This window comes from Extensimonas perlucida (genome assembly GCF_007655255.1).
GTDB classification, from domain to species: domain Bacteria; phylum Pseudomonadota; class Gammaproteobacteria; order Burkholderiales; family Burkholderiaceae_C; genus Extensimonas; species Extensimonas perlucida.
Genome location: NZ_VMYE01000002.1, coordinates 176,900 through 193,308, shown reverse-complemented (window position 1 = coordinate 193,308; position 16,409 = coordinate 176,900). Strand labels below are relative to the sequence as shown.

At 62.8% G+C, this 16,409-nt stretch carries 10 protein-coding genes and 4 tRNA genes; all 14 read right to left on the bottom strand.

The window, feature by feature from the left end; all coding sequences use genetic code 11:
* Nucleotides 1-56 precede the first annotated feature (56 nt).
* The 14 genes from rpoC to FK527_RS03375 all read right to left on the bottom strand — a co-directional run bounded on the left by rpoC (nt 57) and on the right by FK527_RS03375 (nt 16,404).
* Nucleotides 57-4,289, bottom strand: a complete 4,233-nt coding sequence (rpoC, locus tag FK527_RS03440; RefSeq protein ID WP_144729712.1) for a DNA-directed RNA polymerase subunit beta' — start codon at nt 4,287-4,289, stop codon at nt 57-59.
* Between the two features lie 99 nt (nt 4,290-4,388).
* Nucleotides 4,389-8,501, bottom strand: coding sequence for a DNA-directed RNA polymerase subunit beta (gene rpoB, locus FK527_RS03435; protein ID WP_144729710.1), 4,113 nt, complete (start codon nt 8,499-8,501; stop codon nt 4,389-4,391).
* Nucleotides 8,502-8,764: 263 nt separating this feature from the next.
* Complete coding sequence (gene rplL, locus FK527_RS03430) at nt 8,765-9,148, bottom strand: 50S ribosomal protein L7/L12 (RefSeq protein ID WP_144729708.1); 384 nt, start codon at nt 9,146-9,148, stop codon at nt 8,765-8,767.
* Nucleotides 9,149-9,274: 126 nt separating this feature from the next.
* Nucleotides 9,275-9,775: a 50S ribosomal protein L10 gene (gene rplJ, locus FK527_RS03425; protein ID WP_144729706.1), complete on the bottom strand. Its 501-nt coding sequence runs from the start codon at nt 9,773-9,775 to the stop codon at nt 9,275-9,277.
* A gap of 256 nt (nt 9,776-10,031) precedes the next feature.
* On the bottom strand, nt 10,032-10,727 hold the full coding sequence (gene rplA, locus FK527_RS03420) for a 50S ribosomal protein L1 (protein ID WP_144729704.1): 696 nt from the start codon (nt 10,725-10,727) through the stop codon (nt 10,032-10,034).
* Nucleotides 10,728-11,159, bottom strand: a complete 432-nt coding sequence (rplK, locus tag FK527_RS03415; RefSeq protein ID WP_144729702.1) for a 50S ribosomal protein L11 — start codon at nt 11,157-11,159, stop codon at nt 10,728-10,730.
* Nucleotides 11,160-11,300: 141 nt separating this feature from the next.
* Nucleotides 11,301-11,888, bottom strand: a complete 588-nt coding sequence (gene nusG / locus FK527_RS03410; protein WP_144729700.1) for a transcription termination/antitermination protein NusG — start codon at nt 11,886-11,888, stop codon at nt 11,301-11,303.
* Entirely contained in the window at nt 11,885-12,271 is a 387-nt protein-coding gene (gene secE / locus FK527_RS03405; RefSeq protein WP_144729697.1) for a preprotein translocase subunit SecE, read from the bottom strand. Before secE ends, nusG begins: the two co-directional genes overlap by 4 nt.
* A gap of 90 nt (nt 12,272-12,361) precedes the next feature.
* Nucleotides 12,362-12,437 (bottom strand) — tRNA-Trp (locus tag FK527_RS03400).
* Nucleotides 12,438-12,456: 19 nt separating this feature from the next.
* The gene (gene tuf / locus FK527_RS03395; protein ID WP_144728626.1) at nt 12,457-13,647 is read right to left on the bottom strand and encodes an elongation factor Tu; all 1,191 of its coding nucleotides are present in this window, start codon (nt 13,645-13,647) and stop codon (nt 12,457-12,459) included.
* A 76-nt stretch (nt 13,648-13,723) separates the two neighbouring features.
* Nucleotides 13,724-13,798, bottom strand: a tRNA-Thr gene (locus tag FK527_RS03390).
* A gap of 47 nt (nt 13,799-13,845) precedes the next feature.
* Nucleotides 13,846-13,919 (bottom strand) — tRNA-Gly (locus FK527_RS03385).
* A gap of 64 nt (nt 13,920-13,983) precedes the next feature.
* Nucleotides 13,984-14,069, bottom strand: a tRNA-Tyr gene (locus FK527_RS03380).
* A gap of 103 nt (nt 14,070-14,172) precedes the next feature.
* Nucleotides 14,173-16,404 (bottom strand): malate synthase G, encoded by a 2,232-nt coding sequence (locus FK527_RS03375; RefSeq protein WP_144729695.1) that lies wholly within the window; start codon nt 16,402-16,404, stop codon nt 14,173-14,175.
* Between the last annotated feature and the right edge of the window lie 5 nt (nt 16,405-16,409).

The following is a 16,409-nucleotide window of genomic DNA, read 5'->3' as shown; positions in this document are numbered from 1 at the left end:
CCGCCCGGCGAAAACCTTGGGACGGGGGCGCTGTGGCGCTGTAGTGCGGTCCGTGCTCAGTCTGCGGAGGCGTCGCTGCCGCTGGTGCTTTCAGCCTCGGGCACAGCGTGCGCTGCGGCCTCCAGCTCGGCGGCCTCGGCCTCGGCGATGGCGCGCCGCTCGGCCTCGTCCATGGCGTCCTTGGCCTTGCGCGCGTGGTGGTAGGCAAAGCCCGTACCGGCAGGGATCAGGCGGCCCACGATGACGTTTTCCTTCAGGCCGCGCAGCTCGTCGCGCTTGCCCATGATGGCCGCCTCGGTGAGCACGCGCGTGGTCTCCTGGAACGATGCCGCGGAAATGAAGGAATCCGTAGAGAGCGAGGCTTTGGTGATGCCCAGCAGCACGTTGGTGAAGGTGGCCGGAATCTTGCCCTCAGCCTGCAGCGCCTCGTTGGTGTTGAGGATTTCGGAGCGCTCGACCTGCTCGCCCGCGATGTAGCTGGACTCGCCGGGGTTGTCCACCACGACGCGGCGCAGCATCTGGCGCACGATCACCTCGATGTGCTTGTCGTTGATCTTCACACCCTGCAGGCGATAAACGTCCTGCACCTCATCGACGATGTAGCGCGAGAGCTCTTCGATGCCGAGCAGGCGCAGGATGTCCTGCGGATCGGCCGGGCCATCGACGATGAGCTCGCCCCGGTTCACCACCTGGCCTTCGTGCACGAGGATGTTCTTCTCCTTGGGGATGAGCTCCTCCCACACCTTGCCGTCGGGGTCGGTGATCTGCAGGCGGATCTTGCCCTTGGTCTCCTTGCCGAAGGACACGGTGCCGGTGAGCTCGGCCAGCGTGCCCTTGTCCTTGGGCGTGCGCGCTTCGAACAGTTCGGCCACGCGCGGCAGGCCGCCGGTGATGTCGCGCGTCTTCTGGCCTTCGACCGGGATGCGCGCCAGCACTTCGCCGGGGCCCACGTCCTGGCCGTCGCGCACCTGGATCAGCGCGCCCACCTGGAAGCCGATGGTCACCGTGTGGTCGGTGCCCGGAATCTTGACCTCGTTGCCCGCCGCGTCCAGCAGCTTGACCAGCGGGCGCACGACCTTGGCCGCGCCGCGGCGCTTGGGATCGATCACCACCAGGGTCGAGAGGCCCGTGACCTCGTCCACCTGCTTGGCCACCGTGAGGCCTTCTTCGACGTTCTCGAATTTCACACGACCGGCGAATTCCGTGATGATGGGGCGCGTGAGCGGGTCCCAGTTGGCGAGCACGGTGCCGGCCTTCACGGCCTGGTCGGGCTTGACGGTCAGCACCGCGCCATAGGGCACCTTGTGGCGCTCGCGCTCGCGGCCATGTTCGTCCTGGATGATGATTTCGCCTGAACGCGCGATCACCACGAGCTCGCCTTTGGTGTTGCTCACGTAGCGCATGGTGGCGTTGAAGCCGATGATGCCGTTGGACTTGGCTTCGACGCTCGAGGCCACCGCGGCGCGCGAGGCGGCACCGCCGATGTGGAAGGTGCGCATGGTCAGCTGCGTGCCGGGCTCACCGATGGACTGCGCGGCGATCACGCCCACGGCTTCGCCGAGGTTGATCAGGCCGCCGCGGCCCAGGTCGCGGCCGTAGCAGCGCGCGCACAGGCCGTAGCGTGTCTCGCAGGTCAGCGCCGTGCGCACCTTGACTTCATCCACGCCCGCGGCTTCGATCTCTTCGATCAGGGTTTCGTCCAGCACCTGGCCGGCCGGCACGAGCACGGCCTGCGTTTCGGGGTGCAGCACGTCTTCGGCCGCAGTGCGGCCCAGAATGCGCTCGCGCAGCGATTCAATGACCTCACCACCTTCGACGATGGCGCGCATCAGCGAGCCGTTGGCCGTGCCGCAGTCGTCTTCGGTCACCACCAGGTCTTGCGTGACGTCAACCAGGCGGCGCGTGAGGTAGCCGGAGTTGGCCGTCTTGAGCGCCGTGTCGGCCAGGCCCTTGCGCGCGCCGTGCGTGGAGATGAAGTACTGCAGCACGTTCAGGCCTTCGCGGAAGTTGGCCGTGATCGGCGTCTCGATGATCGAGCCGTCGGGCTTGGCCATCAGCCCTCGCATGCCGGCGAGCTGGCGGATCTGCGCCGCGGAGCCGCGCGCGCCCGAGTCGGCCATCATGTAGATGGAGTTGAACGACTCCTGATCGACTTCCTTGCCGTGGCGGTCCACGACCTTTTGTTTGGCCAGCTGCTGCATCATGACCTTGGAGACCTCGTCGCCGGCCTTGCCCCAGATGTCCACGACCTTGTTGTAGCGCTCACCCGCCGTGACCAGGCCCGAGGCGTACTGCTGGGCAATTTCCTTCACCTCGGCCTCGGCGCGCTCGATGATCTCGGCCTTTTGCGGCGGCACCAGCATGTCATCGACGCAGATCGACATGCCGGCCTGCGTTGCCAGGCGGAAGCCGTTTTGCAGCAGCTTGTCGGCGAACACCACGGTTTCCTTCAGGCCGCACTTGCGGAAGGACACGTTGATGAGCCTGGAGATTTCCTTTTTCTTGAGCGCCTTGTTGAGGTGCTCGAAAGGCAGGCCCTTGGGCAGAATCTCCGACAGCAGCGCGCGCCCCACGGTGGTGGCCACGAGTTTGACTTCGGGCTCGAATTCGCCGGTTTCCTTGTTCTTGCGCCACTCGGTGATGCGCACGTTCACGCGCGAGGCAAGCTCGACTTCGCCCGCGTCGAAGGCGCGTTGCACTTCGCCCGTGTCGGCAAAGATCAAGCCCTCGCCCTTGGCGTTGATGCGGTCGCGGGTGGCGTAGTACAGGCCCAGCACCACGTCCTGCGAGGGCACGATGGAGGGCTCGCCCGAAGCCGGGAAGAGCACGTTGTTCGAGGCGAGCATGAGCACGCGCGCCTCCATCTGCGCCTCGACCGACAGCGGCACGTGCACGGCCATCTGGTCGCCGTCGAAGTCGGCGTTGAAGGCCGCACAGACCAGCGGGTGCAGCTGGATCGCCTTGCCTTCGATCAGGATGGGCTCGAAGGCCTGGATGCCCAGGCGGTGCAGCGTGGGCGCGCGGTTGAGCAGCACCGGGTGCTCCTTGATCACCTCTTCGAGGATGTCCCAGACCACGGGCGTGCCGGATTCGACCTCTTTCTTCGCGGCCTTGATGGTCGTCGCGATGCCCATGGCTTCGAGGCGCGAGAAGATGAAGGGCTTGAACAGCTCCAGCGCCATGAGCTTGGGCAGGCCGCACTGGTGCAGCTTGAGCGTGGGGCCCACGGTGATCACCGAGCGGCCCGAATAATCGACGCGCTTGCCCAGCAGGTTCTGGCGGAAGCGCCCGCCCTTGCCCTTGATCATGTCGGCCAGCGACTTGAGCGCGCGTTTGTTCGCCCCCGTCATGGCCTTGCCGCGGCGGCCGTTGTCGAGCAGGCTGTCCACCGCCTCTTGCAGCATGCGCTTTTCGTTGCGCGCAATGATTTCCGGCGCCTTGAGCTCGAGCAGGCGGCGCAGGCGGCTGTTGCGGTTGATGACGCGGCGGTACAGGTCGTTCAAGTCCGACGTGGCAAAGCGGCCGCCGTCGAGCGGCACCAGCGGACGCAGGTCGGGCGGCAGCACGGGCAGCACCTCGAGCACCATCCAGCCGGGCTTGATGCCGGATTTTTTGAACGCCTCGAGCACCTTGAGGCGCTTGGCGTTCTTTTTGACCTTGGCTTCGGAGCCGGTCAGGTCGCCGCGCAGCCTTTCGATTTCGGCCTCGATATCTATCGATTCGAGCAGCTCCTTGATGCCCTCGGCGCCCATCTTGGCAACGAACTCGTCACCGAATTCCTTGCGCTTGGCTTCATAGTCGTCCTCGCTCATGATGCTGAACTTCTTGAGCGGCGTCATGCCCGGGTCCGTGACGACATAGGCTTCGAAATACAGCACGCGCTCGATGTCGCGCAGCGTCATGTCGAGCACCAGACCGAGGCGGCTGGGCAGCGACTTGAGGAACCAGATGTGCGCGCAGGGCGCGGCCAGGTCGATGTGGCCCATGCGCTCGCGGCGCACTTTGGTCTGCGTGACTTCGACGCCGCACTTCTCGCAGATCACGCCGCGGTGCTTGAGGCGCTTGTATTTGCCGCACAGGCACTCGTAGTCCTTGATGGGGCCGAAGATCTTGGCGCAGAACAGGCCGTCGCGCTCGGGCTTGAAGGTGCGGTAGTTGATGGTTTCGGGCTTTTTCACCTCGCCAAAAGACCACGAACGGATCTTCTCGGGCGAGGCCAGGCCGATGCGAATGGCGTCAAAGTGCTCATTCGGCGTGAATTGTTTGAACAGGTCGAGCAAGGACTTCATGTCGAACTTCCTTAAATGATGAGGACGGGGCTGGAATCGGGGTGCAGGCAGGCGAAATGTCGCGGCCCCGCGCGCGGTGGTGCGCCGGGCCGCTGGCCGTCAATCCCTCTCCAGCTCCATGTCCAGGCCCAGCGAACGGATTTCCTTGACCAGCACGTTGAACGATTCGGGCATGCCGGCCTCGATCGAGTGCTCGCCCTTGACGATGTTTTCATAGACTTTGGTGCGGCCCTGCACGTCGTCGGACTTGACGGTGAGCATTTCCTGCAGCACGTAGGCGGCGCCGTAAGCCTCGAGCGCCCACACTTCCATCTCGCCGAAACGCTGGCCACCAAATTGCGCCTTGCCGCCCAACGGCTGCTGCGTGACCAGGCTGTACGGCCCGGTGGAGCGCGCGTGCATCTTGTCGTCCACCAGGTGGTGCAGCTTGAGGTAGTGCATGTAGCCTATGGTGGTCGGGCGCTCGAAGCGGTCGCCGGTGCGCCCATCGTGCAGGTAGGCCTGCGTGCGCGCGGGGGTCAGGCCCTTGCGTGCAACGACGTCGTCCGGGTAGGCAAGCTGCAGCATGGCGCGGATTTCGTCTTCCGAAGCGCCGTCGAACACGGGCGAGGCAAAGGGCACGCCATCGACGAGGTTGGACGCCATGGCGAGTAAGGCCTCGTCGCTGAGCTTGGCCAGGTCTTCACTGCGGCCGCGCGTGTTGTAAACCTCTTCGAGGAATTTGCGCAGCTCGGCCGCCTTGGCCTCGCGCTGCAGCATGTCACCGATGCGCTGGCCAATGCCTTTGCCGGCCCAGCCCAGATGCACTTCGAGCACCTGCCCGATGTTCATGCGCGAAGGCACGCCCAGCGGGTTCAGCACGATGTCCACGGGCGTGCCGTCGGCCATGTAGGGCATGTCCTCGATCGGCACGATCTTGGAGACCACACCCTTGTTGCCGTGGCGGCCGGCCATCTTGTCGCCGGGCTGCAGACGGCGCTTGACGGCCAGATAGACCTTGACCATCTTGAGCACGCCTGCGGGCAACTCATCGCCTTGCGTGAGCTTTTTGCGCTTTTCTTCGAACGCGAGGTCGAAGTTGTGGCGCGTCTGCTCGAGCGCGTTCTTGATGCTCTCGAGCTGCGCCGCGACCTCGTCCTCGGCGGGGCGGATGTCGAACCAATGGAACTTGTCGATCGCGTCCAGATAGGCCTTGTCGATCTTCGTGCCCTTGGGCAACTTTTGCGGGCCGCCGTTGGCCACGCGGCCGAGCAGGAGCTTCTCGATACGGTCGAAGGCGTCGGCCTCGACGATGCGCAGCTGGTCGTTCAAGTCGAGGCGGAAGCGCTTGAGCTCGTCGTCGATGATCTGCTGCGCGCGCTTGTCGCGCGGGATGCCTTCACGCGTGAACACCTGCACGTCGATCACCACGCCCTGCGAGCCTTGGTCCACGCGCAGCGAGGTGTCTTTCACGTCGGAGGCCTTTTCGCCGAAGATCGCGCGCAGCAGCTTTTCTTCAGGCGTCAGCGTGGTTTCGCCCTTGGGCGTGACCTTGCCCACGAGCACGTCGCCAGGCTGCACCTCGGCACCCACGTAGATGATGCCCGAGTCGTCGAGGCGGTTGAGCTGCTGCTCGCTCAGGTTCGGAATGTCGCGCGTGATTTCCTCGGCGCCCAGTTTGGTGTCGCGCGCCATGACCACCAGTTCCTCGATGTGGATGCTGGTGTAGCGGTCGTCGGCCACCACCTTTTCGGAAATCAGGATCGAGTCCTCGAAGTTGTAGCCGTTCCAGGGCATGAAGGCGATCAGCATATTCTGCCCGATCGCGATCTCGCCCAGGTCGGTCGAGGCGCCGTCGGCGATCACGTCGCCTTTTTCGAGGCGGTCGCCACGCTTGACGATGGGGCGCTGGCTGATGTTGGTGTTCTGGTTGCTGCGCTGGTACTTGATGAGGTTGTAGATGTCCACCCCGACCTCACCGGCCACCGCTTCAGCGTCGTTGACGCGGATCACGATGCGCGTGGCGTCCACATAGTCCACCACGCCGCCGCGCTTGGCCGTCACCACGGTGCCCGAATCGACCGCAGCCACGCGCTCTATGCCGGTGCCAACCAGGGGTTTTTCGGGCCGCAGCACGGGCACGGCCTGGCGCGACATATTGGCGCCCATCAGGGCGCGGTTCGCATCGTCGTGCTCCAGGAAGGGCACGAGCGACGCGGCCACCGAAACGATCTGCGCAGGCGACACGTCCATGTATTGCACGGTCTCGGGCGGGGTCAGAATGGATTCGCCCTTTTCGCGCGCCGAGACCAGCTCGCCCACCAGGCGCCCCTCTTTGTCGAGCGCGGCGTTGGCCTGGGCGATCACGTACTTGCCTTCCTCGATCGCGGACAGGTAGTCGATCTCGCTCGTGACCTTGCCATCGACCACGCGGCGGTACGGCGTTTCGATAAAGCCGTATTCGTTCAGGCGCGCGTACAGCGCCAGCGAGTTGATCAGGCCGATGTTCGGGCCTTCGGGCGTTTCGATCGGGCACACGCGGCCATAGTGCGTGACGTGCACGTCACGCACCTCGAAGCCGGCACGCTCGCGCGTCAGACCGCCAGGGCCAAGCGCCGAGACACGGCGCTTGTGCGTGATCTCGGCCAGCGGATTGGTCTGGTCCATGAACTGCGAGAGCTGCGAGGCGCCGAAGAATTCCTTCAAGGCCGCAGAAATCGGCTTGGAGTTGATCAGGTCGTGCGGCATCAGCGGCTCTTGCTCGGCCTGCCCCAGACGTTCCTTGACGGCCTTTTCGATGCGCGCCAGGCCCGTGCGGTACTGGTTTTCAGCCAGCTCGCCCACGCAGCGCACGCGGCGGTTGCCCAGGTGGTCGATGTCATCGACCTCGCCGCGGCCATTGCGCAGCTCGACCAGGATTTTGACCACGGCCAGAATGTCTTCATTCGACAGCACCATGGGGCCGGTGGACTCGGCGCGCCCCACACGCGCATTGAACTTCATGCGCCCCACGCGCGAGAGGTCATACGTGTCGGGGTTGTAGAACAGGCGCTGGAACAAGGCCTGCACGGCGTCTTCGGTGGGCGGCTCGCCGGGGCGCATCATGCGGTAGATCGCCACACGCGCGGCAAACTCGTCCGCGGTCTCGTCGATGCGCAGCGTCTGCGAGATGTAGGGGCCCTGGTCGAGTTCGTTGGTGTAGAGGCACTGCAGCTCCTGCACGCCTGCACTGCGCAGCTTTTTCAGCAGGGCCTCGGTCAACTCCTCGTTGCTTTTGGCGAGGATTTCGCCGGTGTCGGGATCGACGATGTTGCGCGCGAGCACGCGGCCGATCAGATAGTCTTCGGGAACGCTGATGTGCGTGGTGCCCGATTGTTCGAGCTCGCGCACATGGCGCGCCGTGATGCGCTTGTCCTTGGGAACGACGACCTTGCCGGATTTGTCGGTGATATCAAAGCGCGCCACCTCACCCTTGAGGCGGTCGGCAATGAATTCCAGCTGCGCACCGCTGTCCATCAGGCGGAAGTTGTCGTTGACAAAAAAGTGCGCAAGGATCTGCTCGGCATTCAGGCCGATCGCCTTGAGCAAAATCGTGACCGGCATCTTGCGCCGACGGTCCACGCGGAAATACAAAATATCCTTGGGATCGAATTCAAAGTCCAGCCACGAACCACGGTAAGGAATGATGCGCGCGGAAAACAGCAATTTGCCCGAGCTGTGCGTCTTGCCCTTGTCGTGCTCGAAGAACACGCCGGGCGAGCGGTGCAGCTGCGAGACGATCACGCGCTCGGTGCCATTGATGATGAACGAGCCCTTGTCGGTCATGAGCGGCACTTCGCCCATGTAGACCTCCTGCTCCTTGACCTCCTTGACCACCTTCGAGTGGGCCGTGGAAGATTCACGGTCGTAAATGATCAGCTGCACCTTGGCCCGCACGGCCGAGGCAAAGGTGAGGCCGCGGGTCTGGCATTCGCGCACATCGAACGCCGGCTTGGCCAGGTTGTATTCGATGAACTTCATCTCGACGAAGCCATTGTGCGAGACGATGGGGAACGCGGATTGGAATGCGGCCTGCAGGCCTTCGTTGGCCCTTTTTTGGGGCGGCGTATCTGCCTGCAGGAAAGCCGTATAGGCGTCCTTTTGCATTTGTAGCAGATAGGGAACTTCCAACACGCTTTCGCGGCTGCCGAAACTTTTGCGGATGCGTTTGCGTTCGGTGAAAGAATAAGCCATGAGATCTCCGGGCAAAGACATGGAAGGGGGTCTTCGACGACTGCCCCACAAAGTCAAACTTTGCAGGCTTGGCGGTTGGCCGCTACCAACCATGGCGGACGGCGATGCCTTGCACATCGCCCGTACCAAGGCGTCTTCTGCTGTCGGGGGTATTCAGAAGACACTCGAAAACCGCCCGAGCAGCGGGGTTTTCGGGTGCGCTCTGAAAGCGCCAAAGGCTGGAGGCCCTTGGCGAGCGCTCCAGCCCTTGCGGACGGCCAAAATTACTTGAGTTCGGCCTTGGCGCCGGCTTCCACGAGCTTCTTGACAGCAGCTTCGGCGTCGGCCTTGGCAATGCCTTCCTTGACGTTCTTGGGAGCGCCATCGACCAAGTCCTTGGCTTCCTTGAGGCCCAGGCCGGTGATTTCGCGCACAGCCTTGATGACCGACACCTTGTTGGCGCCAGCTTCTAGCAGCACCACGTTGAACTCGGTCTTCTCTTCGGCAGCAGCAGCCGCTGCGCCACCAGCACCACCGCCCGCAGCGGGAGCAGCCATGGCGGCAGCGCTCACACCGAATTTTTCCTCGATGGCCTTGACCAGGTCATTGAGTTCCATGACCGTCATGCTGTCGAGAGCGGTCAGAAATGCGTCTTTATCGAATGCCATTTTGATTTCCTGATATTGGGTTGAGGACCCATGCCACATTCGCGCTGCAGGCCCAGGGCGTTTTCGCCGCGAGTGGCCCAGACAGCTGCGCTTGCATGGGTCAGGGTTGACAAGTTTGCTGCGCCCTTATGCGGCGACAGCTTCGCCTTTTTTCGTAGCCAGCGCGCCGAGCACCACTGCGGTACGCGAGATGGGGGACTTCAGCAAGCCACACAACTGCGCCAGCAATACTTCCTTCGAAGGAATGTTGGCCAGCTGCTTCACGCCTTCAACGTCGAGGGCTTTCCCTGCGAATGCGCCACCGCGAATGACCAATTTGTCGTTGGTCTTCGCAAAATCGGCCACCACTTTCGCGGCAGCCACGGCGTCTTCCGAGAAGCCGTAGATCAGCGGACCCGTCAATTGGTCCGACACCACTTCGAATGCGCTGCCTGCCACCGCGCGGCGTGCCAGGGTGTTCTTGAGAACACTCAGGCTCACGCCTTTGCTGCGTGCATCCACGCGCAGTCGTGTCATGTCGGCCACCGTAATGCCACGGTATTCCGCAATCACGAGCGTTTGAGCTTTAGCGGCGAGCTTGGTCACATCTTGTATGACCGCTTCTTTCTCACTGCGATTCAGACTCAAGGTTTACTCCTTAAAAAATGTGTTTTGGGGCTTGCACCCTGGAACACGCTCTTGTTGCAGCGACCAACTGTGGTGGAACAAATTCCATCTGCAGCGGGATCGCCATCTGCGTTGGCCCATGAATGGTTTAAGTGCACCGGTCTGCACACCAACGGTCTTGGATGGCCCGCAGATGCACGCATCTGCGACCCACCACATCAGGCCCCATAAAGAAGCCTGAAGATTTTTTGCCCGCGATGAACGCGGCATCCCCGCCTCAGGCAGCGATGGATTGGGTATCTACCCGCACCCCGATACCCATGGTCGAGGACAAAGCCACCTTGCGCAGGTATTGCCCCTTGCTCGATGCGGGCTTGGCCTTGTTCAGCGCGTCGATGAGGGCCGCGAGGTTGCCTTGCAGTTTTTCGTTTTCGAACGAGCGGCGGCCAATCGTGCCGTGCACGATACCGGCCTTGTCCACGCGGAACTGCACCTGACCCGCCTTGGCATTCTTGACAGCCGTGGCCACATCGGGCGTCACCGTACCCACTTTGGGGTTAGGCATCAGACCGCGCGGACCGAGAATCTGGCCCAGCGTGCCGACGATGCGCATGGCATCCGGCGCGGCAATCACCACGTCAAACGGCATGTCGCCGGCCTTGATCATGGCAGCCAGGTCGTCCATTCCGACGATGTCGGCACCGGCCGCCTTGGCCTCATCTGCCTTGGCGCCTTGGGCGAACACTGCCACGCGCGTGGTTTTGCCGGTGCCATTGGGCAGCACCACGGCGCCACGCACCACCTGGTCGGACTTCTTCGCATCGACGCCAAGCTGCACGGCAACATCGATCGATTCGTCGAACTTGGCCGTTGCGGCTTCCTTCACGAGCGCCAGAGCCTCACCCAGCGGATACAGCTTGGTGCTGTCCACCTTGCCCTGCAAGGCTTTTTGCTTTTTCGTCAACTTGGCCATTTACAAACCCTCCACCGAAACGCCCATGGAGCGCGCCGAACCCGCCAAGGTGCGCACCGCCGCATCCAGGCTGGCTGCATTCATGTCTTTCATCTTGGTTTGCGCTATTTCTTCGAGCTGCGCGCGCGTGATCTTGCCGACCTTGGTCTTGAGCGCATTGGAAGAGCCTTTTTCGAGCTTGATCGCTTTTTTGATCAGCGTCGTCGCGGGCGGCGTCTTGATGATGAAAGTGAAGCTCTTGTCCGCAAAGGCGGTGATCACCACTGGCAGCGGCAGGCCCGGCTCCACACCCTGGGTCTGGGCATTGAATGCCTTGCAGAACTCCATGATGTTGAGACCGCGTTGACCGAGCGCCGGGCCAATGGGTGGTGAGGGATTGGCTTTACCAGCTGGCACTTGCAGCTTGATGAAGCCGACGATTTTCTTCGCCATGCTTTACTCCTTACGGGTGCGAACGCCTGCATCTCCTGCAGGCTCCCCGTGATAAACGACTCTTTGAAATGTATTTCGTGCGCCGAGCCGGAAAGCGCACCGTTCTTTTCGCAGCCTTGCGCCAAACGGCGCAAGGGCCTTTCAGGTTTTTTCCACCTGGGCGAATTCGAGTTCCACCGGGGTGGAGCGTCCGAAGATCATGACGGAAACGCGCAAGCGGCTTTTCTCGTAATTGACTTCTTCCACCGCGCCATTGAAATCGGTGAATGGCCCATCTTTGATGCGCACCACTTCGCCCACCATGAATTCGACTTTGTGGCGCGGCTTTTCAGCCCCCTCCTGCATCTGCTGGAGGATTTTTTGCACCTCTTCTTCCGAAATCGGCGCGGGGCGGTTTTTTGCTCCACCGACAAAGCCCGTGACCTTGCTCGTATGTTTGACGAGGTGCCAGGTATCGTCGTCCATGACCATTTCGACGAACACGTAGCCCGGAAACAAACGCCGTTCTGCCGTCTTGCGCTGACCGTTTTTGATTTCGACCACCTCTTCGGTGGGCACGAGGATACGGCCGAATTTATCCTGCATGCCGGAGCGCGCGATCCGTTCGCGAATGTTGCGCTCGACCGCCTTCTCCATGCCGGAATAAGCATGGACGATATACCATTGCATACCCGGAGTGGCAGGAGACAGGTTGTTCGCGGCCTCAACCGCTTCCGTAACATTCGTCATGATTTTCTCCAACCCAACACCAGATCGTACAAAACCCACTCCAGCGTTTTGTCCGTCATCCACAAAAACAATGCCATGATCACGACGAAAGCAAATACATAAGCCGTCATCTGCACCGCTTCTTTGCGGCTGGGCCAAACGACTTTTTTGACCTCACGCCAGGCTTCACGGGCGAAGCCGACAAAACGCCGCCCGGGCTCCGAGAGCAGAAAAACACCCACTGCAAGCACAAGACCCAGCAGCAGGACGGCCCATTGCACCACCGCACCCTGTTTGGCGAGCAAATAAAAGCCGGCCACAGAAGCGAGCACCAAAACCACTACTGCTGCGATTTTGGCTTTATCTGCACCCGTTTGTACGGTTTCGACCTGTGTTGTGGCCATATCTGATGTATTCCCGCAATCTCGTTTCCAGCGCCTTGAAGACACTGAAGCCCGCCAGAGTTTGGCGGGCTCGTGAAGGCCACCTTCAAGTGGCAGGGGCAGTAGGAATCGAACCTACAACCTTCGGTTTTGGAGACCGACGCTCTGCCAATTGAGCTATACCCCTACTGAACCTCTCTCAAGCCTCAGGCAAGAATCTTTGCCACGACGCCGGCGCCGACGGTGCGCCCGCCTTCACGGATGGCAAAGCGCAGGCCTTCTTCCATGGCGATGGGGTTGATCAGCTTGACGGTGATCGTCACGTTGTCGCCAGGCATCACCATTTCCTTGTCGGCCGGCAGCTCGATCGCGCCGGTCACGTCGGTGGTGCGGAAGTAGAACTGCGGACGGTAGTTGTTGAAGAACGGCGTGTGGCGGCCGCCTTCTTCCTTGGACAGCACATAGACTTCAGCGGTGAAGTGCGTGTGCGGCTTGATGGTGCCGGGCTTGGCCAGCACCTGGCCGCGCTCAACGTCTTCGCGCTTGGTGCCGCGCAGCAGGATACCGACGTTGTCGCCGGCCTGGCCCTGGTCGAGCAGCTTGCGGAACATTTCCACGCCGGTGCAGGTGGTTTTTTGCGTGTCACGGATGCCGACGATTTCGATTTCTTCGCCGACTTTGATGACGCCGCGCTCGACACGGCCCGTGACCACGGTGCCGCGTCCGGAGATGGAGAACACGTCTTCGACGGGCATGAGGAAGGGCTGGTCGATGGCGCGCTCGGGCGTGGGGATGTAGCTGTCCAGGGCTTCGGCGAGCTTCATGATGGCTTGCTCACCGAGCGGACCTTTGTCGCCTTCGAGGGCGAGTTTGGCCGAGCCGCGGATGATGGGCGTGTCGTCGCCGGGGAAGTCGTATTTGTCGAGCAGTTCGCGCACTTCCATTTCGACGAGTTCGAGCAGTTCTTCGTCGTCGACCATGTCGCACTTGTTGAGGAAGACGATGATGTAGGGCACGCCCACCTGGCGGGCCAGCAGGATGTGCTCGCGCGTTTGCGGCATGGGGCCGTCGGCGGCGGAGACGACGAGGATGGCGCCGTCCATTTGGGCTGCGCCGGTGATCATGTTCTTCACATAGTCGGCGTGGCCGGGGCAGTCCACGTGGGCGTAGTGGCGGCTGGCGGTTTCGTATTCGACGTGCGCGGTGTTGATGGTGATGCCGCGCGCCTTTTCTTCAGGCGCTGCGTCGATTTCGTCGTATTTCTTGGCTTCACCGCCGAACTTGGCCGACAGCACCGTGGCGATGGCCGCCGTCAGCGTGGTCTTGCCATGATCCACGTGACCAATCGTGCCCACGTTCACGTGCGGCTTCGTGCGTTCGAATTTTCCTTTTGCCATTTTCCGACTCCGAAAAATATTTGTATCAATACAACAACCGAAACTCGGCGCAACCAAACTTGGACACACCAAAAAATGGTGCCCATGGCGGGAATCGGACCCGCGACCTCTCCCTTACCAAGGGAGTGCTCTACCACTGAGCCACATGGGCAAGAGGTGGCGCCCTGAGGCGGCACACAACACTCACAAAACTTCCAATGGAGCGGGAGACGGGAATCGAACCCGCGTCATTAGCTTGGAAGGCTAGGGTTCTACCATTGAACTACTCCCGCACAACCCGCACACATCGCGGCCAGCATCCTTGCCTTCACGGCATCCATGCAACCACGCCATGGCTGGTGGAGGGGACTGGATTCGAACCAGTGTAGGCGTAAGCCAACAGATTTACAGTCTGCCCCCTTTAGCCACTCGGGCACCCCTCCAAAGAGTTATAGATTCTAGCATGGTTTCGCAGGCCCGCCGCTGCCGCGCCCGCCCGATCTTTTGTGGGCACGCAAGGCAGGCGCACGAAAAACGCTCGGTCGCTCAAGCCGCGGCCTTCACCTTGAGGCGCCAGGCATGCAGCAGCGGTTCGGTGTAGCCGCTCGGTTGCGTGAGGCCCTGGAAGACCAGATCGCACGCGGCCTGGTAGGCCATGCTGGTATCGAAATGGCCGGCCATGGGGCGGTACAGCGGATCGCCGGCGTTTTGCGCATCGACCACGGCGGCCATGCGCTCGAAGGTCGCGCGCACCTGCTCGGAGCCCACCACGCCATGCAGCAGCCAGTTGGCCACATGCTGGCTGCTGATGCGTAACGTGGCGCGGTCTTCCATGAGGCCGATGTTGTGGATGTCGGGCACCTTGGAGCAGCCCACGCCCTGATCGACCCAGCGCACCACGTAGCCCAGAATACCCTGCAGGTTGTTGTCGAGCTCCTCCTGGCGCTCCTGCGCACTCCAGTTCGGCTGGCTTGCGACAGGCGCCGTCAGCAGGCCCTGCAGCAGGCTTTCGCGCTGTGCATCGGCGTCGATGCGCTCGAGCTCCTGCTGCACCTGCGCGACGTTGACCTGGTGGTAGTGCAGCGCGTGCAGCGTGGCCGCGGTGGGGTTGGGCACCCAGGCGGTATTGGCGCCGGCCTTGGGGTGGGCGATTTTTTGCTCGAGCATCGCCGCCATGAGGTCGGGCGCGGCCCACATGCCTTTGCCGATCTGCGCCTTGCCGCGTAGCCCGCAGCCCAGGCCCACGAGCACGTTGTTCTTTTCATACGCCTGAATCCAGGCGCTGTTTTTCATGTCGCCCTTGCGGATCATGGGGCCGGCGTGCATCGCGGTGTGGATTTCGTCGCCCGTGCGGTCGAGGAAGCCCGTGTTGATGAAGGCCACGCGGCTCGCGGCGGCGGCGATGCAGGCTTTGAGGTTCACGCTGGTGCGGCGCTCTTCGTCCATGATGCCGAGCTTCACGGTGCTGTCGGGAAGACCCAGCATCTGCTCGACGCGGCCGAATAATTCCGCGGCAAAGGCCACTTCGGCCGGGCCGTGCATCTTGGGCTTGACGATGTACACCGAGCCCGCGCGCGAGTTGCGCAGCGCCTCGCCCGAGGGCAGCTTGCCATGGCCTTGCAGGTCGTGCAGTGCGATCGTGGTGGTGACGACGGCGTCCATGATGCCTTCGGGAATCTCCTTGACCGTGCCGTCGGCGGCGGTGTAGAGAATGGCTGGGTTGGTCATCAGGTGGCCCACGTTGCGCACGAACAGCAGCGAGCGGCCGTGCAGGCGCAGCGTGCCCTGGCCAACGGGTGCGGTGTAGCTGCGGTCGGGGTTGAGGCCGCGCGTGAGCGTCTTGCCGTTTTTCTCGAACGATTCAGTGAGCGTGCCGCGCAAAATGCCCAGCCAGTTGCTGTAGCCCAGCAGCTTGTCTTCGGCATCGACGGCGGCCACCGAGTCTTCGAGGTCGAGAATGGTCGAGAGCGCCGCTTCGAGCACCACGTCGCTCACGCCCGCGGCGTCGCTCTGGCCTATGGGCGTGTTACGGTCGATCTGGATTTCGATGTGCAGGCCGTGGTGGCGCAGCAGCACGGCGCTGGGCTGGGCCGCGTCCCCGCGGTAGCCGGCGAACTGCGCGGCGTCCTTGAGCCCCGTGCTCGCGCCACCTTGCAGCGCCACGGAGAGACGCCCGCCGTCCACGCGGTAGGCCGTGGCGTCGGCGTGCGAGCCCTGCGCCAGCGGTGCAAAGGCGTCGAGCAGGCGGCGCACGTAGGCGATCACCTTGGCGCCACGCACGGGGTTGTACGCCTTGCCGTCGGGCGTGCGCTTGGTCGCGCCCTCGGTTTCGGACAGCACGTCGGTGCCGTAGAGCGCGTCGTACAGGCTGCCCCAGCGCGCATTGGCGGCGTTGAGCGCGTAGCGCGCGTTCAAAATCGGCACCACGAGCTGCGGGCCGGCCTGCGAGGCGAGCTCGGCATCGACGTTCGCCGTGCTCACCTGCACCTGCGCGGGTTGCGGCACGAGGTAGCCGATTTGTTCGAGGAAGGCGCGGTACGCGGCCATGTCTTGAATGGGGCCGGGGTGCGCCTTGTGCCAGGCGTCGAGCTCGGCCTGCAGGCGGTCGCGCTCGGCCAGCAGAGCGATGTTCTTGGGCGCGAGGTCGGCGACGATGGCATCGAAGCCGCGCCAGAACGCAGCGCTTGCGACGCCGGTGCCGGGCAGCACCTGCTGCTCGATGAAGTCATACAAGATGGTGGCCACCTGCAGGCGGTGGACGGTGGTGCGTGCGGTCATCGGGA